The 20,773-nt window shown below is 69.6% G+C and carries 26 protein-coding genes; 13 read left to right on the top strand and 13 right to left on the bottom strand.

Annotated features, from left to right (window positions below; genetic code table 11):
- Positions 1–17 precede the first annotated feature (17 nt).
- On the bottom strand, positions 18–542 hold the full coding sequence (locus EP757_RS07840) for a DUF1003 domain-containing protein (RefSeq protein ID WP_127543527.1): 525 nt from the start codon (positions 540–542) through the stop codon (positions 18–20).
- Positions 539–1,810 (bottom strand): magnesium transporter MgtE N-terminal domain-containing protein, encoded by a 1,272-nt coding sequence (locus EP757_RS07835; protein WP_127543526.1) that lies wholly within the window; start codon positions 1,808–1,810, stop codon positions 539–541. The genes EP757_RS07840 and EP757_RS07835 overlap by 4 nt, the downstream gene beginning before the upstream one ends.
- A gap of 27 nt (positions 1,811–1,837) precedes the next feature.
- On the opposite strand from EP757_RS07835, the gene EP757_RS07830 reads away from it, so the two are divergent.
- Positions 1,838–2,719: a PhzF family phenazine biosynthesis protein gene (locus tag EP757_RS07830; RefSeq protein ID WP_127543525.1), complete on the top strand. Its 882-nt coding sequence runs from the start codon at positions 1,838–1,840 to the stop codon at positions 2,717–2,719.
- Positions 2,720–3,176: 457 nt separating this feature from the next.
- Here EP757_RS07830 and EP757_RS07820 read toward each other — a convergent pair whose 3' ends face one another.
- On the bottom strand, positions 3,177–3,680 hold the full coding sequence (locus EP757_RS07820) for a hypothetical protein (RefSeq protein WP_127543524.1): 504 nt from the start codon (positions 3,678–3,680) through the stop codon (positions 3,177–3,179).
- Between the two features lie 106 nt (positions 3,681–3,786).
- The gene (locus EP757_RS07815; RefSeq protein ID WP_127543523.1) at positions 3,787–4,503 is read right to left on the bottom strand and encodes an HAD family hydrolase; all 717 of its coding nucleotides are present in this window, start codon (positions 4,501–4,503) and stop codon (positions 3,787–3,789) included.
- A 140-nt stretch (positions 4,504–4,643) separates the two neighbouring features.
- On the opposite strand from EP757_RS07815, the gene EP757_RS07810 reads away from it, so the two are divergent.
- From EP757_RS07810 to EP757_RS07795, 3 genes are all read left to right on the top strand, one after another.
- Positions 4,644–5,597, top strand: a complete 954-nt coding sequence (locus tag EP757_RS07810; protein ID WP_127543522.1) for a DMT family transporter — start codon at positions 4,644–4,646, stop codon at positions 5,595–5,597.
- A gap of 165 nt (positions 5,598–5,762) precedes the next feature.
- Positions 5,763–6,401 (top strand): hypothetical protein, encoded by a 639-nt coding sequence (locus tag EP757_RS07805; protein ID WP_127543521.1) that lies wholly within the window; start codon positions 5,763–5,765, stop codon positions 6,399–6,401.
- A 49-nt stretch (positions 6,402–6,450) separates the two neighbouring features.
- Positions 6,451–7,488: an SDR family NAD(P)-dependent oxidoreductase gene (locus tag EP757_RS07795; protein WP_232050411.1), complete on the top strand. Its 1,038-nt coding sequence runs from the start codon at positions 6,451–6,453 to the stop codon at positions 7,486–7,488.
- A gap of 25 nt (positions 7,489–7,513) precedes the next feature.
- Here EP757_RS07795 and EP757_RS07790 read toward each other — a convergent pair whose 3' ends face one another.
- The 3 genes from EP757_RS07790 to trxA form a co-directional block, all read right to left on the bottom strand.
- On the bottom strand, positions 7,514–7,921 hold the full coding sequence (locus EP757_RS07790) for a CoA-binding protein (protein WP_127543520.1): 408 nt from the start codon (positions 7,919–7,921) through the stop codon (positions 7,514–7,516).
- Between the two features lie 25 nt (positions 7,922–7,946).
- Positions 7,947–9,869 (bottom strand): intein-containing Rv2578c family radical SAM protein, encoded by a 1,923-nt coding sequence (locus EP757_RS07785; RefSeq protein ID WP_174262358.1) that lies wholly within the window; start codon positions 9,867–9,869, stop codon positions 7,947–7,949.
- Between the two features lie 121 nt (positions 9,870–9,990).
- Positions 9,991–10,407 (bottom strand): thioredoxin, encoded by a 417-nt coding sequence (trxA, locus tag EP757_RS07780; protein WP_127543519.1) that lies wholly within the window; start codon positions 10,405–10,407, stop codon positions 9,991–9,993.
- Positions 10,408–10,835: 428 nt separating this feature from the next.
- Between trxA and EP757_RS07775 the strand changes: the two genes are divergently transcribed.
- From EP757_RS07775 to EP757_RS07750, 7 genes are all read left to right on the top strand, one after another.
- Positions 10,836–11,468, top strand: coding sequence for an RNA methyltransferase (locus EP757_RS07775; RefSeq protein ID WP_127543518.1), 633 nt, complete (start codon positions 10,836–10,838; stop codon positions 11,466–11,468).
- A gap of 60 nt (positions 11,469–11,528) precedes the next feature.
- Positions 11,529–12,194: a DUF6758 family protein gene (locus EP757_RS07770; protein ID WP_370457783.1), complete on the top strand. Its 666-nt coding sequence runs from the start codon at positions 11,529–11,531 to the stop codon at positions 12,192–12,194.
- 131 nt (positions 12,195–12,325) lie between these two features.
- The gene (locus EP757_RS43220) at positions 12,326–12,484 is read left to right on the top strand and encodes a hypothetical protein (RefSeq protein WP_014447648.1); all 159 of its coding nucleotides are present in this window, start codon (positions 12,326–12,328) and stop codon (positions 12,482–12,484) included.
- A gap of 9 nt (positions 12,485–12,493) precedes the next feature.
- Entirely contained in the window at positions 12,494–13,270 is a 777-nt protein-coding gene (locus EP757_RS07765; RefSeq protein WP_127543516.1) for a PH domain-containing protein, read from the top strand.
- Position 13,271: 1 nt separating this feature from the next.
- The gene (locus EP757_RS07760; RefSeq protein WP_127543515.1) at positions 13,272–14,123 is read left to right on the top strand and encodes a PHP domain-containing protein; all 852 of its coding nucleotides are present in this window, start codon (positions 13,272–13,274) and stop codon (positions 14,121–14,123) included.
- A gap of 51 nt (positions 14,124–14,174) precedes the next feature.
- A complete protein-coding gene (locus tag EP757_RS07755; RefSeq protein ID WP_127543514.1) occupies positions 14,175–14,792 on the top strand; it encodes a MarC family protein in 618 nt (205 codons plus the stop codon).
- A gap of 115 nt (positions 14,793–14,907) precedes the next feature.
- Positions 14,908–15,705 (top strand): PD-(D/E)XK nuclease family protein, encoded by a 798-nt coding sequence (locus tag EP757_RS07750; protein ID WP_127554130.1) that lies wholly within the window; start codon positions 14,908–14,910, stop codon positions 15,703–15,705.
- Between the two features lie 334 nt (positions 15,706–16,039).
- Here EP757_RS07750 and EP757_RS07745 read toward each other — a convergent pair whose 3' ends face one another.
- Entirely contained in the window at positions 16,040–16,894 is an 855-nt protein-coding gene (locus EP757_RS07745; protein ID WP_127543513.1) for an oxygenase MpaB family protein, read from the bottom strand.
- A gap of 96 nt (positions 16,895–16,990) precedes the next feature.
- Positions 16,991–17,422 (bottom strand): Fur family transcriptional regulator, encoded by a 432-nt coding sequence (locus EP757_RS07740; RefSeq protein WP_127543512.1) that lies wholly within the window; start codon positions 17,420–17,422, stop codon positions 16,991–16,993.
- A 171-nt stretch (positions 17,423–17,593) separates the two neighbouring features.
- Between EP757_RS07740 and EP757_RS07735 the strand changes: the two genes are divergently transcribed.
- Positions 17,594–18,070 carry a DUF2231 domain-containing protein gene (locus tag EP757_RS07735; protein WP_127543511.1) on the top strand — a complete coding sequence of 159 codons (477 nt, stop codon included), beginning with the start codon at positions 17,594–17,596 and terminating at the stop codon, positions 18,068–18,070.
- 100 nt (positions 18,071–18,170) lie between these two features.
- Here EP757_RS07735 and EP757_RS07730 read toward each other — a convergent pair whose 3' ends face one another.
- Positions 18,171–18,518, bottom strand: a complete 348-nt coding sequence (locus tag EP757_RS07730; protein WP_370457782.1) for a translation initiation factor 2 — start codon at positions 18,516–18,518, stop codon at positions 18,171–18,173.
- Positions 18,519–18,581: 63 nt separating this feature from the next.
- On the opposite strand from EP757_RS07730, the gene EP757_RS07725 reads away from it, so the two are divergent.
- Positions 18,582–18,761: a hypothetical protein gene (locus EP757_RS07725; RefSeq protein WP_014447640.1), complete on the top strand. Its 180-nt coding sequence runs from the start codon at positions 18,582–18,584 to the stop codon at positions 18,759–18,761.
- Positions 18,762–18,768: 7 nt separating this feature from the next.
- Here EP757_RS07725 and EP757_RS07720 read toward each other — a convergent pair whose 3' ends face one another.
- The 3 genes from EP757_RS07720 to EP757_RS07710 all read right to left on the bottom strand — a co-directional run bounded on the left by EP757_RS07720 (position 18,769) and on the right by EP757_RS07710 (position 20,703).
- On the bottom strand, positions 18,769–19,275 hold the full coding sequence (locus EP757_RS07720; RefSeq protein ID WP_127543508.1) for a hypothetical protein: 507 nt from the start codon (positions 19,273–19,275) through the stop codon (positions 18,769–18,771).
- Positions 19,276–19,597: 322 nt separating this feature from the next.
- Entirely contained in the window at positions 19,598–19,966 is a 369-nt protein-coding gene (locus EP757_RS07715) for an FmdB family zinc ribbon protein (protein ID WP_127543507.1), read from the bottom strand.
- Positions 19,967–20,091: 125 nt separating this feature from the next.
- On the bottom strand, positions 20,092–20,703 hold the full coding sequence (locus tag EP757_RS07710) for a 5-formyltetrahydrofolate cyclo-ligase (RefSeq protein ID WP_127543506.1): 612 nt from the start codon (positions 20,701–20,703) through the stop codon (positions 20,092–20,094).
- Positions 20,704–20,773 lie beyond the last annotated feature (70 nt).

The raw sequence follows: 20,773 nt of genomic DNA, 5'->3' as shown, positions 1-20,773 counted from the left end.
CCATGCTACGTCGGCCGTCAGGACCGCTCTTCGTCCCACTCCATACGGGCCCGCTTCTCCCGCCGGTGGGCCGCCTCGTCCAGTTCGTCGGCCAGGCGGATCAGCTCGTTGCGGAGGAAGTCCCTGGTCGCGACCTCACCGAGGGCGATGCGCAGCGAGGCGATCTCCCGGGTCAGGTACTCGGTGTCGGCCTTCTGGAGCGCGGCCCGCCGCCGGTCCTCCTCCATCGACAGCCGATCACGGTCCGACTGCCGGTTCTGGGCCAGCAGGATCAGAGGCGCCGCATAGGACGCCTGCAACGACAAGATCAAGGTCAAGAACGTGAAGGTGTACGGGTCGAAGCGCAGCCGTTCGGGCGCCAGCGTGTTCCAGGCGAACCAGGCGGCGATCACCACCGTCATGTAGACGATGAACTTCGCCGTGCCCATGTACCGGGCGATCCCCTCCGACCAGCGGCCGAACGCTTCCGGGTCGAATTTCGGGAGCGTCATCCGGCCCGGTTCACGCGGCTGGTCGAGACGGTCACGTCGTGGCTCGCTCATTCCGAAGCCTCCTCCTGGGCGTCCCGATCACGCCAGTCCCGGGGCAGCGAATGGTCCAGGACGTCGTCCACCGTCACCGCCCCGAGCAGGCGGTGCACCGAGTCGACCACGGGCATCGCGATGAGGTCGTAGGTCGCCATCCGCCGGGTGATCTCCAACAGCCCGGTCTCGGTCTTCAACGGCTCGATGCCGCTGTCCACCAGCCCGCCCACGATCGACGACGGCGGCTCCCGGAGCAGCTTCTGGAAGTGGACCATGCCGAGGTACTTCCCGGTCGGTGTGGCGCTCGGCGCCCGGGCCACGAAGACCTGCGCGGCGATGACCGGGGAGAGCTCGGGCTCCCGGATCCGGGCGAGCGCCTCAGCGACGGTGGTGTCCGGGGTGAGGATCACCGGCTCCGAGGTCATCACGCTGCCGGCGGTCCCGGGGCGGTAGTTCATCAGCTGCCGGACCGGCGCCGCCTCTTCCGGCTCCATCAGGTCGAGGAGCACGATCTGCTCGGCTTTCGGCAGCTCGGCGAGGAGGTCGGCGGCGTCGTCCGGGTCCATCCGCTCGAGCACGTCGGCGGCGCGTTCCCGATCGAGCCGGGCCAGGATCTCCACCTGGTCGTGCTCGGGCAGTTCCTCGAGCACGTCGGCCAGCTTGCGGTCGCTCAGCGCGGCGGCCACCTCGAGGCGTCGCGCGTCCGGCAGGTCCTGCAGCGCGTTCGCCATGTCGGCCGGGCGCATCTGGTCGAGCAGCGCCAGCAGGCTGGACGTGCCCTGGGTGTCGGTCGGCCCGATCAGCCCTCGCACCCGGCTGTAGTCGGCCTGGAACACGTGGCCGCGCCGCGCCAGCCGCCCGGTGTGCTCACGGACCGCCACCCGGGTGACCAGCCATTCGGTGCTCCGGTGCAACTCCATGGCGATGTCGACGACGATGCCGGTGTGGTCCGGCCCCTCGCCGTGCTCCGGCACCACGGTGACCCGCCGGTCCAGCAGATCCTCCAGGGCGAGCAGCTCGTTCGGCCGTTTCTCGAACCGCCGCAGGTTCAGCGTGCCGGTGCTCAGCACGATCGACTCGGCGTCCATGCTGGTGACCCGCCCGATCGGCAGGAAGATCCGGCGGCGCAGCGCCATCTCGGCGACCAGCCCGACGATCTGCGGCGGCCGGTTCGTGGTCCGCAGGCGCACCACCGCGTCCCGAACCCGGCCGACTCGATCGCCGTTGGGGTCGAACACCGGCAATCCGGCGAGGCGAGCCAGATAAACCCTCGTCCCCATGGTCACACCCTCAGATTAGGTTAGGGTCCGGACATGTCCACCGTGGCGTACGAGATCGTCGACGTGTTCACCGATCGACCCTTCGCCGGCAACCCGCTCGCCGTCGTCTTCGACGCTCACCATCTCGCCACCGACCAGATGCAAACGCTGGCACGCGAGTTCAACCTGGCCGAGACGATCTTCGTACTTCCCCCGCGTGCCGATGGCGCAACCTACCGAGTGCGCATCTTCACGACCAAGACGGAACTACCCTTCGCCGGTCATCCGTCGGTGGGCGCAGCGGTGACCCTGATGCGCCGCGGCGACTTCCCGGCCGGTCGCGTGGTGCAGGAGTGCGGCGTCGGCCTGCTGCCGATCGAGGTCACCGCCGCGGGCTCGGCCACGCTGACCGGGGGAGCGCTCACTCTCGGCGATCCGCTGCACGCCGCGTCGCTCCTCGATCTCCTCGGCCTGACGGCCTCCGATTCCGCTGCCGCCGACCTCGCTGCCCCACGTCCGGCCGGGTGCGGCTTGAGCTGGGCATTTCTCCCTGTACGCCGGGAAGCGCTAGCGGCGATCGAGCTGGACGCCGCACGAGCGGCGCGCGAAGGCGTCAGCGGCCTGGCCGTCTTCTCCTGGTCGGCGGAGACCCGGGAAGCTCACGCGCGCGTCTTCGTACCCGGCGATGCCGTCTGGGAGGACCCCGCGACCGGTTCGGCGGCCCTCGGCCTGGGCGTCTGGCTGGTGGCGGCCGGCTGGCTGCCCGGCGACGGCGAGTCCGCCTACCGCGTCCACCAGGGCCACGAGATCAGACGCCCGTCACTCCTGGAGTGCACGGTGACAGCGGTAGCCGGCGAGGCGAAGTCAGCGACAGTGGCAGGCCACGTCTGCCCGATCGCCAAGGGCGAGATGACGGTCCCACCCTTCGTAGGCTGACCCCAGCACCGCGCCCCGCGCCGTCTCTGCCCTCCTCCACGCCGCGCCCTCTTCCACGCCGCGCCCTCTTCCACGCCGCGCCCTCTTCCGCGCCGCGCCCTCTTCCGCGCCGCGCCGTCTTCCGCACCGCGCCCTCGTCCGGGATCTTGGGTGACTTTGTACTGCTGGGGATAGAGGATCGCTCAAGATCTGCGGAGGGCACTGCGCTGCCTTTGTCCCGCGCTGCCTTTGTCCCGCGCTGCCTCTGCCCCGCGCCGTCTCTGTGCCCTCTTCCGCGTCGCGCCCTCTTCCCGGATCTTGGGTGACTTCGCACCGCCGGGGACAGAAGATCGCTCAAGATCTGCGGGAGCGGGAGCGGGAGCGGGAGCGGGAGCGGGAGCGGGGAGCGGGGAGCGGGGAGCGGAGGGGGGAGGGAGGAGGGGAGGGGTAGGGAAGGGGACTTGGACCGAGCGGCGGGTCAGCGCTTGCGGACCCGGTGCAGGCGGAAGGGGCGGCGGGTCTCCACCCGGGCCGGTGTCTCGCGGGGTGGCTGAGCTGCGGAGTCGGCGGGGAGGTCCGGCGCGCCGACCACCGAATCAGCCGCAGGAGTCAGCCGGACCACCGCGCAGCCGCTCCCGGCCCAGCGAGCGGCCAGATCGTCGGCGGTGCCGGAGGCGTTCAGCCGTTTCGTGGCCAGCTGAGGCGCGAGTTCGTTCCACTCGTCGCCTCCCGGTTCCAGCCTGTCCACCACGGCGTCGACGACCAGGATCAGCCCGCCGTGATCGCCGCGTAGCCGGACCGTGGCCCGTGTCGCCTCGGCGAGCCCCGGTGCGTACTGCTCACCGGGCCCGCTGACCACGACGATCGAGTTCTCGGCGGGCATGCACCACAGCGCGTACGCCGGCCCGTCCTCCACTGAGACCCAGGCGATGGCAGCCTTCTTGATCGCCTCGTCGAGCACGCCAGCCGTCACCCCACTCATCCTGCCAGAGAATCCGGTGAGGGCACGCCGGTGCCGCAGCCGGCCGAAGGTGGCCGCAGGTGTGGTGCGCTGGGGGACGTCCCGATGCGGTCGGGGACGGCCGCTGTCACCGTACCGATGAGGAAGAAGCCATTGCCGGTGTGTGCCGCAGCAATGCCAGGACATCGGTCAGGGAACGGACCGTGCGGCCCGCGAAGTTCGTGTCGGCGTCGAAGACCAGGTGGTTCGCGAGATCGGGGGCGATCAGCTTGACCGGGGTCATGCCGACCGCAGCGGCGCCGGTCAGTTCGTGGCTGCCGCCGTCGCCGACGTAGAGGCAATCCTGTGGCGCCACGCCGAGACGGTCGCAGGCGGCGAGGTAGATCGCGGGATCCGGTTTGCAGATGCCGAGCTCGACCGAGTAGATCTGTGCATCCAGCAGCGGCGCCACCGGAAGGCCCGGCAGGAAGGCGGGAAGTTCGTGGGTGCAGTCACTGATCACGGCGGTGCGCACGCCCCGGGCCCGGATGGCGGTGAGCGCGCTGACCGCGTCCGAGCGGAGCCGGGTGTCGGCACGCAGGGCGTTGATCCGGGCGGGCATCGCGGCGCGGATGGCGTCCGGACGTGGCCTGCCTCCCGCCTGCTCGATCACCCAGCGGAGCGTCGCCTCGGCCGAGCCGAAGCTGCCGCAGGCGCGTGCACGGAACGTACGGTTCAGGACGCCGGTGACGGCCTCCGGATCGGCACCGAGCGACCTGGCGATGTCCGCGTGCTGGGGGCCGCGTTGGACAGATCGGGTCAAGGTGCCGAAAAAGTCGAACACGACCGCACGATATGCGGGCATGTAAATCGGCCTCCTGGGCATCGAAGGAAGAAAACGGCCAGACAGCCGTCGGTGACAGTAGCCGCTTCGTCACTGTCCGCCAATAGACATCTGCAACTTGCGCACTTTGGCTGTGCAAGAACTGACGGCCGGGGATGAATATGCGCTCACTGCGTCAAGTCGGCACCGCCTCCGAGGGTCGGCACACGGCGCTTCCGCCGCCCGGAACCGTGCTCGCGCTGGTCGTGGCGGTGCTGGCGGTCTCGTCGTCGGCGCCACTGATCGCTTTCGCCGCGGCGCCGGCGCTCGCCATCGCGTTCTGGCGCAACGCGCTCGCCACGGCGGTGCTCACGCCGGTCGCCCTCACGTCACGCCGTGCCGAGGTGACCGGAATCATCCGGGGGCCGCTGCGCCGCGAAGGGATCTTCTGTGTGCTCGCCGGGATCGCCCTGGCCGCGCATTTCTCCACGTGGATGCCGGCGGTCCAGCTCGGTTCGGTCGCGACGGCCACCGCGCTGGTGGCGACGCAGCCGGTCTGGCAGGGCTTGATCGCGGCCGCGCAGGGGCGGCGTCCGTCCGCTGCCGGCTGGCTCGGCATCGGCCTCGCGGTGGCCGGCGCGGCCTGGGCCACCGGTGCTGACATCGGCGTTTCCGGTCAGGCGGTGCTCGCCGACGTGCTGGCACTGCTGGGCGCGATGGCCGCCGCGGTCTACACGGCTCTCGGTGAGCGGGCGCGGATATCGCTGTCGACGACGACGTACACCTGGATCTGCTACGGCACCTGCGCCGCGATCCTGGTGGTCGTCTGCCTGATCTCCGGGTCGTCACTGAGCGGATACGACGCACAGACCTGGGCGGCGATCCTGGCGCTGGTCGTGGGGGCACAGCTGCTCGGGCATTCGATGTTCAACTACGCGCTGCAGCACACGTCGGCGACGGCGGTCAGCGTGCTGATCCTGCTCGAAGTGCCGGGCGCGGCGCTGATCGCGTGGTGGTGGCTCGGGCAGGAGCCGCGGCAGAGTTCGCTGCCGGGGCTGGCGCTGCTCCTGGCCGGCGTCGCCGTGGTGATCTTCGGTGCGGCACGGGCCGGGCGGTCGGAGCCGGCGCCCTCTTAGGGTCTCTTTCCGGTTGTTTACCGGTTTATCGCAGACTTCCCTTTTCATCCCGATTTTTCATGTGTACGGGTCGAGCCCGTCACCGAGGGCGAGGGCCCGCTCGTTGCACCCAGCATTCGGGCACCCAGCATTCGGGCACTCAGCGATCGGGCAGGAGGGGATGCGATGCGTCGCGTGCGAAAGGCGCTGCTGGCCGCGGCGCTGGTCCTGACGACGACCGGCTGTGGCGCCGCCGAGACCGCCGCCAGGCCGGAACGTGCCGGGGTGCTCGGCGGCTGGCAGACAGCGGGCTGCGCGTTCGCCCGCACGGCCAAGTACACCGTCCGCGGCCACGTCCGGACACCGGTCACCCCGCCTGCCCTGGCCACCGCGATGGAACGGATCGATCGAGGCGGGCGGGACCAGCACGCCGATCGCTACTCCGGCATCGAGGTCGATCAGAAGCGGGTACGGGCGGTCGTCTACCGCGTGCCGTCCGCCCGGTTCGACGACTTCGTCCGCAGCAGCGCCGAGGACGCGTGCATCCTGGTCCGCGACTCCGCGCATGCCCTCGCCGAACTCGACGACTGGCACGACCGGATTGTCGCCGACCTGCACTACTGGGGCGACCAGGGAGTGCGGATCGTCACCGTCGGCAGCCGGCACGACGGCGTAGGAGTGGAGATCGGCACCCGGGACCTCGACGAGGCGCGCCTGATGCTCCCGGCCAGGTACGGGATCGGAGCGCCGCTGGTCTTCGTCGAAGAAGGGCCGGTCACGCCGGTGAGCAGCGGACGGAAAGTGGTACCCGAGTCCGGCGGGTGACGCGTGGTGGTGTTTGCCCCGGCCCCGGGTACGGGGCAGGATCGCTCGCATGGTCTTCGACGCCCGTTCCGCCGGGGGCAGTCCGTCCCGACGCGACGCCACCCGCCCAGCAGATGGCCGTCCACCCCGATCCGGCTCCGACCCGGCCACCCCCGGCTCCCCGAGTTCTGAGCCTTCCGGGAGTTCCGGGCCCACCGGGGGTTCCGGTCCCACCGGGGGTTCCGGTCCCACCGGGGGTTCTGGGCCTTCCGGGCACGAACGGTCGACAGCGCCCGACATGATGGAAATCGTGGAAGCGGAGATCGAAGAAAGCGGCGAAGCGCCGGTCACCCTGCGCCTGGACGGGAAGGTCGCGCTCGTCACCGGCGCCGGCAGCCCCGACGGCATCGGATACGCGACTGCCCGTCGCCTGCGCAACCTCGGCGCCCGGGTCGCGATCGTCTCGACGACCCGGCGGATCCACGAACGGGCCTCCGAGCTCGGCGTGACCGGGTTCGTCGCGGACCTGACCGACGAGTCCGAAGTCGGTGCCCTCGCCGACGCCATCGCGGACCAGCTCGGCGACGTCGAAGTGCTGGTCAACAACGCGGGGCTGGCCAGCCGTACCAGCCCGGAAGTCCTGCGACCCGTCGCCCAGCTCACCCTGGACGAGTGGAAGGCCGAAATCGATCGGAACCTGAGCACCGCCTTCCTGTGCAGCCGTGCCTTCATCGGCGGCATGTCGGAACGCGGCTGGGGCCGCATCGTCAACCTGGCCGCCACCGCCGGTCCGGTGAACGCCCTGCCCACCGAGGCGGCCTACGCGGCAGCCAAGGCCGGCGTGGTCGGCCTGACCCGGGCGCTCGCCATGGAACTGGTCGCCGACGGCGTGAACGTCAACTGCGTCGCGCCCGGGACGATCTACACGGCCGCCTCCACGGTGACCGAGATCAAGCAGGGCCTGGGCACGCCCATCGGCCGCCCCGGAACCCCCGACGAGGTGGCCGCGGCGGTGGCGTTCCTGTGCTCGCCCGCAGCCTCCTACATCACCGGCCAGATGCTGGTCGTCGACGGCGGCAACAGCGTGCGCGAGGCCCAGTTCCGCTAGCGGTTCGTGAGCTCGTCGGGTGGGGTCAGTCGAGTCTTGTCAGCTGGCCCAGCGCTCGCTCGACGGCCAGGCAGCGGTCCTCCACGTAGTCGATGCCGGCCTCTTCGGCGATCTTCCGCGCCTCGGCCGAGACGATGCCGCTCTGCAGCCAGACCGCCGGGGCTTTGATCGCGACGGCCTGGCGGACGATGTCGGGCGTGTCGCGGGCGGGGCGGAAGATGTTCACCAGGTCGACCGGCTCGGGGAGGTCGGCGAGGGTGGGCACGGTGGGGACGCCGAACACCTCGGCGACGAACGGGTTGACCGGGATGATGCGCCAGCCGTGCCGGAGGATCTGCAGTGGCACCGTGTGGGCCGGCTTGAACGGGTCACGGGAGGCGCCGACGACGGCGATCACCTTCGACTCGGCCAGGATCTGCTGAGCGCTCCGCATGAATCAACTCTAGCCACGCCGGAGATCACAGCAACGTCAACTGGTCTGCCTGGCCGCGGCCGCGGGACGACGAAGCCGGCTCCACACTCCGGGCCTCGGTCGCGTCCGAACGGCGCAGCCCGTGACGGCGGGCTGCCATGCGTACCCTCGCTGTGATCTCGTCTTGATAGGTCTTCGGCGAGTAGGAGCCCTTGCCGAAGAGTTCGCGGTAGCGCGGCAGCAGGTGAGGGTGTTCCCGGGCGATCCAGGACGCGTACCACTCCCGGGCGCCGGGGCGCAGATGCAGCGGGAGCGGGGTCACGCTGGTGGCGCCGGCCGCCGCGATGGCCGCGACAGTGGCGTCGAGGGCGTCTTCGGTGTCGGTGAGGCCGGGCAGGATCGGGGCCATCAGGACGCCGACGGAGAAGCCCGCGTCGGTCAGGCGGCGGACCGCGTCGAGGCGGCGGCGCGGACTGGGCGTGCCGGGCTCGGCGGAGCGCCAGACCTGTTCGTCGACGAAGCCGACGGAGAACGCCAGGCCGACACTCGTCACCTCGGCGGCCTGCCGGAGCAGGTCGAGGTCGCGCAGGATCAGCGTGCCCTTGGTGAGGATGGAGAACGGGTTGGCGTGGTCGCGCAGCGCCGCGAGGATCTCCGGCATCAGCTGGTAGCGGCCCTCGGCGCGCTGGTAGACGTCGACGTTGGTGCCCATCGCGATCGGCGCGCCGGACCAGCGCGGGTCGGCGAGCTCGCGGCGGATCAGGGCGCCGGCGTTCACCTTCACCACGACCTTGGAGTCGAAGTCGTGTCCGGCGTCGAGGTCCAGGTACTTGTGGGTGTTGCGGGCGAAGCAGTTGTGGCTGACCACGCCGTCGGCGATGAAGTCGCCGGTGCCGGTGGAGATGTCGAAGAGCGGCAGGGTGAGGCCGAGGTCTTCGATGTCGGCGACGGCGAGCCGACGGTTCGCCCGCACCCCGACCCCGGACGCGTCGAGCGGCGCCGAGGAGACGCCGGTGATGTGCCGGAAGCGCAGCGCGGCCTCCAGATGCCGCTCGGTCTCCACCCGCTGAAGTCCGGCGAGACCCGACGGGGCGGCGGGACCGCGACCGGCACGGACCGGGCGGCGGGTGGCGAGGCCGAGGTGGGACAGGGCGTCGGTGATCCGGTCGAGGTAGACCGGGTCGTCGCTGCTGAAGACGACGGCGAGCCGCTCGGTGTGCCCGACCGCGCCGAACGCCCCGGCCAGGAACCCGCGGAACCAGTCGCCGGTGGGCAGCTCCGGCCAGCGCAGCGCCTCGGTGAGCGGGATGTCGTCGAGGTAGCCGTCGGCGCGGACCCAGGCGTCGCCCTCGCGGGCCGTGCCGCCTCCGGAGGCGTCCCCGCGGACCAGGCCGCAGAGGAAACCGGTCCGGTAGTCGGGGGACTCCTTGGGCTGCTCGGCGAACCGGCCGACGCCGAACATCAGGTCGCCGACCGCGAGCGCGGGGAGGTGCGCCTCGGTGGGGCTGACGTGCCGCCAGCCGCGGTCGGTGAGGAACCGGTGATCGCCGCTGGCGACCAGCCGGGTGCCGTCGGAGAGCGTCACCCGGAACGCGGGCTTGCTGGTGGACCAGTGGTCGAGGACCGTGGTCGGCACGTACCTCCGGTGCGGGCCGGCGCCCATCGTGCCCATCACGGCGTCGCCGGGGCGGATCTCGGCGAGGGGACGGGTGGAGCCGTCGGCGAGCAGGATCGGCGTGTCGCCGGCCAGGCAGTACGTGCAGGCGTGCGAGCAACCGCGATAAGGGTTGATCGTCCACTCGAACGGCACCCGGGACTGCCCGGGCACCCGGTTGATCAGCGATTTCGCCCGTACCTCGTAGAACGTCATCCCGGCGAACCCCGGGGTGTCGAAGGTTCGCACGACTGCCGCCTCGGGCTCGAAGAGCCCGGTCGGGAGCGGGGTCGCGGACAGGTTGGACCATCGCATGGCAGGTATTCGAACACATGTACGACGCCGTGTCCATGACCTTGCTCGAGCGGATGAGCGGCATCGGGCGGACAGAAAAAACCCGCGGACCGAACCGGTCCGCGGGTCTCGAATCGCTGGGTCAGCTACGACCGGCTGCCGCGGTCTCCTCCGCCTTGGCGGAGTCGCCGTGCGCGCCCTTGCGGTGAGCGGAGATCTGCTCACGCACCTCGTCCATGTTCAGCTGCTCGACCTTCTCGATCAGGCTCTCCAGCGCGGACTCGGGGAGTGCGCCCGGCTGGGCGAAAACCACGATGCCGTCGCGAACGGCCATGATCGTCGGGATGGAGCGGATGTCGAACTTCGCGGCCAGAGCCTGCTCGGCCTCGGTGTCGACCTTGCCGAACGTGATGTCCGGGTGCTTCTCCGAGGAACGCTCGTAGGTCGGTGCGAAGCGGACGCAGGGCCCGCACCAGCTGGCCCAGAAGTCGACCAGGACGATGCCGTCCTTGCCGGTGACCTCGTCGAAGTTCGCTGCGGTGAGCGCAACCGTCGCCATGATGCCTCCGTCTGCGGGAATCGCTTTCGTCCGGTGAAACCTCTGGTACCCAACTCTCATTCCCGCTCCGAGTGGCGGTACACGTGGCGTGCAGCACTCAAGCTGGGCAACTCATCGTAACTGAATGTAGGCGCTCGGTGTCCGATTGGTGACACGAGCAACATGCCCGCTCCGTACTGGATGGGTCGACAAAGAGTGTTTGTCCTGCCTGTGCGGCGGCTATGGGAGCGCGCCCGCGGCGCTGAATTAATAGGAAACAAACTTAAATGTGAGCTGCCTCACATCTGAAAGTCCTTCACATGGATACGGACCGTAAGGCAAACTCTTTTTTCAACAGAGCGTGGGCGGCGGGTGCCGGGGAGGGCCCCGCCGCTCATTGCGTCTCCTGCCGGTGATCGTTCCCGGCAGCCGAAGTAGCCTATCGCCCCATGACCACGGGCGAGGACCATTTGATCGAGGTGGGCGTCGGCCCGTGGCCCGGCGAGTGGCCGTCCGGCGAGCGATACGATCCCGAGCTGCTCGAACAGGGCGATCGCCGCAACGTCGTGGACCGGTACCGGTACTGGACCCGGGAAGCCGTGATCGCCGATCTGGACGCGCGCCGGCACGACTTCCACGTCGCGATCGAGAACTGGCAGCACGACTTCAACATCGGCACGGTGGTCCGCAACGCCAACGCGTTCCTCGCCGCCGAGGTGCACATCGTGGGCCGGCGCCGATGGAACCGCCGGGGCGCCATGGTCACTGACCGTTATCAACACGTTCGGCACCACCCCACGATCGATGACTTCGTGACCTGGGCCGCCGATTCCGGCATTCCGGTGGTCGGCATCGACAATCTGCCGGGCTCGCGTCCGATGGAGACCACCACGCTGCCGCGCAAGTGCGTGCTGCTCTTCGGCCAGGAGGGGCCCGGGCTCTCCGATCCGGCCCGTGCGGCCTGCGACGAGTTGTTCTCGATCGCCCAGTACGGCTCGACGCGGTCGATCAACGCGGGGGTGGCGAGCGGTATCGCGATGCACGCCTGGATCAGGGCGCACGCGGGTCCGCCGCCCGCTTGAGCGGCACCAAAAGGCCCGATTCGCTTGACGGGGAACCGCCCGACCCGCACGGTATGGAGTGTGGGTGTCACGGTGAGTTGCCCCAGGTGTGCTGCTCAGGTTCGGAAGCCGGACCTGATGCACAGCACCTGGCGCTGCGACAACTGTGGTGACGTTCCGCCGTTCCACGTCGCCGAACACATCAGTGCCGAGATCGTCGGGGCGGTGCTGCGGGAGTCGGCATCGAGCGCGGAGCGGATACCACTCTGGTGTCCCTGGCCGCTGCCGTCCGGGTGGATGGTCACCGGCGTCGGCTGGTCGGGAGACGAGCGTTTCGGCGTACGAGCGACAGTGCTCGCCTGCAGTGGTCCCGAACCACTCGGGGGTGGCCCGGCCGACCTCGTCCTGGTGGCCGAGCAACCCGGCGTCGGCCTGGGTACTCGCTTCGCGGGCATACCCGGCCTCGATCCTGGTCATCTGCTCTCCGAGGCGTTGTCCGAGCACACCGGTCCACACGCGAAGATCAAGGCGGCCGGGCACCCGACTCCACTGTGGTGTGTAAAGTCACCTGAAGATCGAAGTGCTTACGTGAGTGAGGCCAAAGGAATGTGGCTCTATGCGGTAGCGTGGCCGGCAAGCGCGGGCTATCTACTCGCGGAGCACGTCGTTCTGCACGACCTCTCCGAGGGGGTGCCGCCCGAGTTGCTGTTCGGAGCGCCGACGCCTTACCTGCATGGTCGTGCCTAACTCTCTCGGGTGTGACCAGTGGTGTTGACAATCGGCTTTCTGGACACTTTGTTCACACGAAGCGACGAAGCTGATACCGTCAGTATCGCCGCGGAGCTGAATGTAACCCGCACCGGAGGAGAAGGCCCGCCATGATCAAGAAGGTCCTCACCTGGCTTGGTATTGCATTCTTGATCTTCTTCATCGCCTTCAACCCGAGATCCGCTGCGGCGGTCTTCGAGTCACTCGGAGGCACGATCGCCGACATCGCACGAGGCTTCGGCACCTTCTTCACCGACCTCGTCGCATAGCATCTCTACATGGATCCTGGCGAGCCGCGCGAGCAGCGAGGTGAGGGTGCCCGGCGCCCTCGGGAGGACGACGAGAACTACGGGTATGACGACCCGGCGTTCGACGACACCGCGACGTACGCACGCGGCCAGCGGCGAGCCGACGAGTTCTATGAGGATCCCGACGAGTACCAGCCGCCCTCCTTCACCGAGGAGGAACTGGAAGGACTCGACCGTGGCGGCGGCCCGCGCCGGTTCCTCCCGCTGGAGGACGAGCCGACCACATTGGTGGCCCGCTACCTCTTCCCCACCGAGCGGTACCGCGGCGAGTGGAAAAGGCACTGGATCAGCCTGACGACGCCGATCTCGATCGGTGCGGGCGCCACTCTCATCCTCGGTTACCTCGCGGGGTTCCTCACGCGACAGAACATCAACGGCATGGTCACCGTCGCCGTGCTGGTCTGGCTCGGCGTGATCAGCTGGGTCGCCTGGCGCGTCTTCGACTGGTACTTCGACAGGTTCATCCTCACGAACAAGCGCGTGATGGTGGTCAACGGCATCGTCACCCGGAAGGTGGCCATGATGCCCCTCCTCCGGGTGACCGACATGAAGTACGAGCAGTCCGCCCTCGGCCGGATGCTGAGTTACGGCACGTTCGTGCTCGAGTCGGCCGGTCAGGATCAGGCGCTCCGCGAGGTCAAGTACCTGCCCAACCCGAACGAGCTCTACCTGCGGGTCGTCGAGGAGATGTACGAGCCCCAGGCCGTGGAAGCGCGGCTGGGCAAAGAGGACGACGACGCCGACTGACGTGAGCAGAATCGACCTCCACTGCCATTCGACGGCGAGCGACGGCACGCTGACCCCGGCCGCCCTGGTCCGGGCCGGCGCCGACGCCGGCCTGGACGTCCTGGCGATCACCGACCACGACACGACCGGTGGCTGGGAGCAGGCGGCCGCAGCCCGTCCCGCCGGCCTCACCCTGGTCCGCGGCGCCGAGCTCTCCTGCTGGTGGGGCGAGGGGAGCCAGGGCATCGCGCTGCACCTGCTCGCCTACCTCTTCGACCCGGGCGAGCCGCTGCTCGCCGCAGAATTGGCCCGGCTGCGCGGCGACCGGGAGCAGCGGGCCGAGAAGATCGTGGAGAAGCTGCGGGCGGACGGCGTGCCGATCACCTGGGCGGAGGTCCAGGAATACGCGGCGGGCGGCTCGGTGGGCCGGCCGCACATCGCCCAGGCGCTGATCCGGGCGGGCCTGGTCGGCACCACGACCGAGGCGTTCGCGTCGGCCTGGCTGGGCGCGCGGTATTTCGTACCGAAATCGGATCTTGATGTCTTCGAAGCGGTCCGATCGGTGCGTGATGCCGGGGGAGTGACCGTCTTCGCCCATCCTCGTGCAACAGTGCGCGGACGCGTCGTCCCGGACCGGCTGATCGTGGCGCTGGCCGAGTCCGGACTGTTCGGCCTGGAAGCGGACCATGAGGACCACACGCCCGCCGAGCGGAGACACGTCCGGGAGCTGGCCGAGCGGCTCGGCCTGGCGGTGACCGGCTCGTCCGATTTCCACGGCACGCACAAGACGGTCGAACTGGGCGCCCACACGACAGCGCCCGAGATGTACGAGAAGATCGTCTCCGCGGCGACCGGAGTCCCCGTCCTGGGGTGACGCTCGCCCCAGCGGCCTGCGGAAAGATCGCCCGAGACCTACCTTGTTCGGGTGAATGTCAAGCTGTTCGGCGAGTTCTTCGTGACTCTGCTGGTGATCGTCGATCCTCCCGGCATGGTCCCGGTCTTCCTCGCTCTCACCGGCAGCATGCCGGCGAAGGCCCGCAACCGGGCGGGGACGCAGGCCGTGCTGCTCGCCCTCGGCGTGATCGTCGGGTTCGCCATCGCCGGCCAGACCCTCCTCGACTACCTGCACGTCCAGCTGCCTGCCCTGCAGGCCGCCGGTGGCCTGCTGCTCGTCCTGGTGGCGTTGCAACTGCTCACCGGCAAGACCGACGAGCCCACCGACCAGGTCGGCACCAGCAACGTGGCCCTCGTACCGATCGGCACGCCGCTGCTCGCCGGCCCCGGCGCGATCGTCGCGACGATGCTGTTCGTCCAGCGGGCACAGTCGTTCGACGAGCATCTGATCCTGGCCGCCGCGATCCTCGCCGTCATGTTCACCGTCTGGCTGGTGCTGCGCTTCTCCGGCGTCATCGTGAAGCTGCTCCGCCCGGCCGGCATCGAGGTGCTCACCCGGATCGCCGGCCTGCTCCTCGCGGCGATCGCGGTGCAGCTCATTGCGGACGCCGTCTTCGCCTTCGTGAAGGGTTACAGCGGCCAGCTCTGACCTCTCGCGTTCGATTCTTGTCGGGGGGTGCTGGCAGGATTGCCGTGTGTCCCCCACCAGATCGCGCGCCACCGGTTCTCGCTCGCTGGTCCCCGAGCAGCTCGGCTTCGCGGGCATGCCGGAGCGGCTCTTCGTCTGCACGCCGAGCAAGCTCGGGGCCTACGTCGACTGCCCCCGCCGCTATCGATATTCATATGTCGATCGCCCCACCCCGCCCAAGGGCCCGCCGTGGGCGCACAACTCGCTCGGTGCGAGCGTCCACACCGCCCTGAAGAACTGGTATGCACTTCCGGCCGAGCGCCGCGCGCCGGGTGCGCTGCCCACCCTGCTGAAGGCGACGTGGGTGCGCGAGGGTTACCGCGACGTCGACCAGGAGCGGGCGACCTACCAGCGGGCGCTCGACTGGCTGGAGAGCTATGTGGCCACCCTCGACCCGGCCGACGAGCCGCTGGGCGTCGAGCGGGTGGTCGCCACGAAGACGTCGGTGCTCGCGCTGAACGGCCGCGCCGACCGCATCGACGCCGACGGCGGCGAAGCAGTGATCGTCGACTACAAGACCGGCCGCTCCGGCCTCGACGCCGACGACGCGCGGGGCTCGATGGCGCTGGCGCTCTACGCCTACGCGGCCGAGCGGGTCTTCCGCCGCCCCTGCCGCCGCGTCGAGCTCCACCACCTGCCGACCGGCACCGTCGCGTCACACGAGCACACGGCCGAGTCTCTCGAACGACACGTGCGCCGAGCCGAGGAGACGGCGAAGGACATCATGGCCGCGGAGAAAGCAGTGGCCGACGGCGGCGATCCGGACGAGGAGTTCCCGGTGAATCCGGGGTCGTTGTGCGGGTGGTGCGATTTCCGGAAGGTGTGTCCGGCAGGGGTTGTCGGGAAGGAGCCTTGGGCTGCTGTTGAGCGGTGAGGTTGGCGTGGGTTAGGCCGGGGTGTGGGTGGCAAGACGCTGGGCGAGGGCTGAGCCTGTGGGCTGAGCTGGGCGGCTCTCTTGCGCTGCGGTCGCCTGTGGGTTGAGCTGGGCGGCTCTCTTGCGCTGCGATCGCCCTTGGGCTGGGCACGGCGGGGCTCCTGCGGTGTGGGCACGGTGGGGCTCCTGCGGTGCGATCCCTTTGGGCTCGGCGTGGCGGGTCGCTGGGCTTGGTGGTCGCCTTCGGCCTTTGACCTTGGGTCGGCCGGCTGGCTGGGTTGGTTGCGGTTTGGGTTTCTCCTTTCTGGTACGGGTTCGCCCGTGGTCGTCTCTGTCAGGACAGGCCTGCTCTTGCCAGGGCTTGCCGGCGCAGTGGGGGGACACGGTGGTGTTCGGGTAGGGATTTCAGCACTGTGGCTATCAGCGCTCGCAGGCCACGGGCTGAGAGGCGGGCCGCCAGGTCGGTGGTGGGCCAGCCGGGAGCGCCGTAGAGTTTGCGGGCCCACGGGGGTAGCAGGCCTATCGCTGTGCTGGCCACGCCCAGGTAGGCCCAGCGTGGCGGGCCCAGGGTGAGGCCCAGTCGCAGGGCCGGGCTGCCCCATGAAGAGGGCACCGGCGGCACCGTCAGGAAGAGGGCTGTCTCGGCACTGTCCCGGGTCAGGGTCAGCTCGGGGCGCATCGCCGCGTAATAGGCCTCCACCTCGGCTGCGGTGGACGGAACAGTCGTGGGGTCGAGGCCGACCAGCTCGGCGGCTCGGAGCTGCTCGGTGTAGTAGCCGTCGATCTCGTCGTCGGTCAGACGGACTCCGGCCATCAGGGCCGTGCTCAGGAACGACTCGACCTCCGCGACGTGGACCCAGCGCAGCAGGCCGGGCTCGTCGATGCGGAACTGCTCGCCGGTGCGGGGGTCCGTCGCGACCATGCGGGAGTGCAGCTTGCGCAGCCGGGCGGCGGCCTCGGTCACCTCGGCGGTGCTGCCGAAGACGACGGTGCCCACGTAGTTCGACGTGCGGACCAGACGGCCCCACGGGTCGGCGCGGTAGCCGGAGTTCTGTGAGACGCCGGCGACGGCACGCGGGTGCAGCGCCTGGAGGTAGAGCGACCTCAGCCCGCCGAGCAGCAGGATCGGCTCGCTGTGCAGCCGCCAGGTGATGGAATCGGGGCCGAACAGCCCGACGTCTCCGGCCATGACACCAGCCTGCCACGCGCCGATCGTTCCCGCTCAGTCAAACGAGCTGAGTGTTCCCTGGCAGTGCTGCTCGGGAGGTCATTGCTGCTCCGGAGGTCAGTGCTGCTCAAGAGCCCGGCGGGCCTGGCAGGCGGGGCAGAGGCCCCAGAAGGTGACCTCGGCTTCGTCCAGCTGGAAACCGTGGCTGTCGCGGGGCGTGAGGCACGGGGGCTCGCCGGTCGCGCAGTCGACGTCGGCGATCGCACCGCAGCCCCGGCAGACGATGTGGTGGTGGTTGTCGCCGACCCTGGCCTCGTACTTCGCGGGACTGCCGGCCGGCTCGATCCGACGGGCCAGCCCGGCCCGGGAGAGCGCGCCCAGGACGTCGTAGATCGCCTGCGTGGAGACCGAATCCAGCTTGGTGCGCACCTGGCCGGCGATGTCGTCGACCTCGAGGTGGCCGCCGGCGGTCAGGACGTCGAGCACGGCGAGACGGGGACGTGTCACACGGAGGCCATGCGAGCGCAACAATTCTTCACCGTTCGACACTGATCCATAACAACATGCCGGAGAACGTTCACCAACCCGGATCGTCGTCACACTGGTGGGCACCGCCGCGGCCGGGCGTCCGATCCTGACCTGCGCGGTGGCGGGCAGTCGTGAGAATGTTTGCGGCGTCATGCAATTCATAGTCCCGAACCGGGACCGGATCGAGGAGGAATGGTGTTCGACCAGGTCAACGGTTTACCGGTACATATCCTCGTGCTCCACGCCGCGGTCATCTTCGTGCCGCTGCTCGCCCTCGGCAGCATCGTCTATGCCCTGGTCAAGCCGTGGCGATCCAAGATCGGCTGGGCTGTCGCGCTGTTGGCGATCGTCGCGCCGATCTCCGCGACGGTGTCGAAGCTGTCCGGAACCGAGCTGTACAACCGGCTACTGAGCCAGGGCATGTCCGGGCCGGGCAAGGTGATCCTGGACGATCACATGAACTACGGCACGATCACGATGTGGCTGTCCATCGCCCTCGGCGTGGTCACCCTCGTCCTGGTGTTCCTCACCGCCCGGTCCGGCGCCTCGCTGCCGAAGGTCGCCGACATCGCGTTCGCCGTGGTGATCGTGGTGCTCGCCGCGCTGACCGGTTACTACATCTTCGAGACCGGCGACTCCGGCGCGACAGCGGTCTGGGGCACCTACTGACGTTCGCCGGGTCTCGTGAGTCCGCGCTGCCGGCGGCGGAACGAGCTCACGAGACCCGGTGCGGCGCCAGAAGAAGAGCGGTGCCAGAACACGGGCGGCGTCAGAAGAACACCCGGGCGCAGAGCAGGCAGACCAGGATGATCCCGACCGCGCCGGCGACGAGCCCCACGCCGTAGGTCACCGTCCGCGCCGAACCCTCGGCCTCGTCGAGCGCGTCGATGTCCTGCCCGGGCATGGAACGCGGCGGCGGCGGATGCGCGATCGTCGGCGGCCGCCAGCCGGGAGAAGGCGGATCGGTTCGAGGCGGACCCGCATAAACCGGTTCTTGTACGCCGGACCGCCCGCCCTGACCGGCCTCCTCGGCCGGGTCCGGGCGGCCGAGCGAATCCGCGGCGGGGTCGGGCCGCTGCCAGTACGCGTCGTCCGAGTCACTGGTGGGGGATGTCACGTTCACCGACGGTACAGCCGGAGGGGGACGACGGCCCTGCCGCCGTCGGCTTACCCTATGGACGTGGACATCCTGGATGGCCCCGAGCGGGACAGCGACGCCGAGCGTGAGGTCGACTTCGAGTCCGAAGAGGCCGCCGTTCTCCCCGACCAGACTCGTGACGACACCGAGCGAGGCTGGGGCGAGCGAAGCTATTCGAACGACGACCGCCTCTACGAGGACCGCCCGCCCCACTGGGGCTGACGGCGCGTCAGCCCGGGCGGATCAGGATGGCGAAACCCTGGTCCGAGATGGCCACTGCCAGTTCGGCCTCTTCCGGGCTCAGTGCCAGCAGCAGGCCGCCTGCCGCCGGATCGCCGGCGCCGGTCACCTCCAGCACCAGCGCGGCGCTGGCCACCGGCGTGCCGCGGTCGCCGGGGCGGAGCAGGTCGACCCGCTGACCCGGGCGGACCAGGGTCAGGGCGGTGGGGTCGGCGAGCCGCACGGGAACGCCGACCTTTCCCGGTGGAATGCCGGCCGCGTCCGGCTCGGCCACGGGCCCGCTCGGTGCCGGTGCGGCGGGTGACGCCGGGCCGGGGGCGGCCGGGGTGCGGGCTGCCGGTTGGTACCACAGCGCGGCCGCTGATGTGAGCAACAGCACCGCCGCCACGATCATGCGGACCAGGGAGCCACGCCCGGGGCGGCCCCAGCGGATCGGGTCGAGACGTTCGCGGCGTCGCTCGGCGCGGTCGTGCCGGCTCGCGGTCCTGCGCGCCATCCGAACCTCCTCTCGCCCTGCGCCGCTGGTGCGCGGGCAAAGCTAGGCCGGTTCGGCGGCGAGTGGCGGCAAGGCTGTGGATGACGCCGGAATGTGGATGACCGGCGGAATCGCAGGTGACCTTGCTATGCGAACGACAGGAAGAAGCGCGACCGACGGGAAGAAGCGCGGGCGACAGGAAGAAGCGCGACCGACGGGAAGAAGCGCGGGCGACAGGAAGAAGCGCGAACGGCAAGAAGAAGCGCGAACGGCAGGAAGAAGCGGGCGGCAGCAAAAAAGCGCGCCGGACCGAGACGGTCCGGCGCGCTCGATGTCCGCGGCGTCAGGAAGCGGTGCTCGCCTTGGCCGTCGAGGACGACGTCGACGAAGAAGAGGACGAGGTCGAAGACGACGAGGATGACGACGACGTCGAGGCCGCCGGGGTGCTCGTGGTGGACGACGAGGACGACGAGTCGCCGGACGTCGGGGCCGGGGTCGACGAGCCGGCGCCGGACTTCTCGGCGCTCACGTTCCCGGAGCGGGAGTCGTTGCGGTAGAACCCGGAGCCCTTGAAGACGATGCCGACCGAGTTGAACACCTTGCGGAGCTTGCCCTGGCAGTTCGGGCACTCGGTCAGTGCGGGGTCGGAGAAACGCTGCACGGCTTCGAGCTGCTCACCGCATTCGGTGCAGGCGTACTGGTACGTAGGCACTTGCTCCTCCGGATCGTTCGGCTGCTGGCACTCGCCAACTCCGAGTGCCAATGTTGCGGCATCGGAGGTCAATTCGTCCACTCCACCCCGGGTCTGAGGGGTAGCCATGCATGAAGCTGAACGGCTCAGGGCAACCGGATCAGCCCGTCAGTGGGCGTGATCACACCGCGGACCGCCCGATCGTGCGGCTCGGCGGGCACCTCGGCGACGAACTCGCCGTCGTGCAGCAGCGCCACCGTGAACGGCCCGGGATCGCCGAGCCGGGCCAGCACGCGGTCGTAGGACCCGCCGCCACGGCCCATCCGCACTCCGGTCGGCCCGACCGCGAGAGCCGGCACCAGGATCAGGTCCGCCGTGCGGATCGCGCCGGGGCCGAGCCGCGGGCCGCCCGGTTCCCGCAGCCCTCGCGAGGCGGTCGTGAGCGACCCGTCGTAGGCGGCCCAGTCGAGATCGTCGTCGGGCAGCAGCACGGGCAGCAGCAACCGCCCGCCGACCGGCAACGCCGCAGCGAGCAGACCCGGCAGGCCGGCTCCACCGGGTTCGGCGCCGACGGGCACGTACGCCGCGATCGTGGACGGTTTGCTCACCCGTACCAGCTCAAGCAGTTGATCTTGGATCTTGATTGCCGCTGAATCGAGCGACTCGTCCGAAAGTGATCGACGGGCTGTGAGGAGACGTGTGCGCAGCGCGATCTTGTTTTGTGGTGATTTTTCCGCGTCAGCGGCCAAATCCGACATGCAACACCCCCTTTTGAAAACCGGCAAACGGCGCACACTATGTCAGCATCGCCTGGAAAAGAGGGCCACT

The sequence above is a fragment of the Actinoplanes sp. OR16 genome (assembly GCF_004001265.1).
Classification (GTDB): domain Bacteria; phylum Actinomycetota; class Actinomycetes; order Mycobacteriales; family Micromonosporaceae; genus Actinoplanes.
The sequence above is the reverse complement of the archived record's forward strand: the minus strand, read 5'-3'. Positions and strand labels throughout refer to the sequence as shown.

Bases quoted from the DNA above. Each gene is read 5' to 3' on its own strand.
- EP757_RS07840 (WP_127543527.1), bottom strand. From the start codon at position 542: ATGAGCGAGCCACGACGTGACCGTCTCGACCAGCCGCGTGAACCGGGC.
- EP757_RS07830 (WP_127543525.1), top strand. From the start codon at position 1,838: ATGTCCACCGTGGCGTACGAGATCGTCGACGTGTTCACCGATCGACCC.
- EP757_RS07820 (WP_127543524.1), bottom strand. From the start codon at position 3,680: ATGAGTGGGGTGACGGCTGGCGTGCTCGACGAGGCGATCAAGAAGGCT.
- EP757_RS07815 (WP_127543523.1), bottom strand. From the start codon at position 4,503: ATGCCCGCATATCGTGCGGTCGTGTTCGACTTTTTCGGCACCTTGACC.
- EP757_RS07810 (WP_127543522.1), top strand. From the start codon at position 4,644: ATGCGCTCACTGCGTCAAGTCGGCACCGCCTCCGAGGGTCGGCACACG.
- EP757_RS07805 (WP_127543521.1), top strand. From the start codon at position 5,763: ATGCGTCGCGTGCGAAAGGCGCTGCTGGCCGCGGCGCTGGTCCTGACG.
- EP757_RS07795 (WP_232050411.1), top strand. From the start codon at position 6,451: ATGGTCTTCGACGCCCGTTCCGCCGGGGGCAGTCCGTCCCGACGCGAC.
- EP757_RS07790 (WP_127543520.1), bottom strand. From the start codon at position 7,921: ATGCGGAGCGCTCAGCAGATCCTGGCCGAGTCGAAGGTGATCGCCGTC.
- EP757_RS07785 (WP_174262358.1), bottom strand. From the start codon at position 9,869: ATGCGATGGTCCAACCTGTCCGCGACCCCGCTCCCGACCGGGCTCTTC.
- trxA (WP_127543519.1), bottom strand. From the start codon at position 10,407: ATGGCGACGGTTGCGCTCACCGCAGCGAACTTCGACGAGGTCACCGGC.
- EP757_RS07775 (WP_127543518.1), top strand. From the start codon at position 10,836: ATGACCACGGGCGAGGACCATTTGATCGAGGTGGGCGTCGGCCCGTGG.
- EP757_RS43220 (WP_014447648.1), top strand. From the start codon at position 12,326: ATGATCAAGAAGGTCCTCACCTGGCTTGGTATTGCATTCTTGATCTTC.
- EP757_RS07765 (WP_127543516.1), top strand. From the start codon at position 12,494: ATGGATCCTGGCGAGCCGCGCGAGCAGCGAGGTGAGGGTGCCCGGCGC.
- EP757_RS07750 (WP_127554130.1), top strand. From the start codon at position 14,908: ATGCCGGAGCGGCTCTTCGTCTGCACGCCGAGCAAGCTCGGGGCCTAC.
- EP757_RS07745 (WP_127543513.1), bottom strand. From the start codon at position 16,894: ATGGCCGGAGACGTCGGGCTGTTCGGCCCCGATTCCATCACCTGGCGG.
- EP757_RS07735 (WP_127543511.1), top strand. From the start codon at position 17,594: ATGGTGTTCGACCAGGTCAACGGTTTACCGGTACATATCCTCGTGCTC.
- EP757_RS07720 (WP_127543508.1), bottom strand. From the start codon at position 19,275: ATGGCGCGCAGGACCGCGAGCCGGCACGACCGCGCCGAGCGACGCCGC.
- EP757_RS07710 (WP_127543506.1), bottom strand. From the start codon at position 20,703: ATGTCGGATTTGGCCGCTGACGCGGAAAAATCACCACAAAACAAGATC.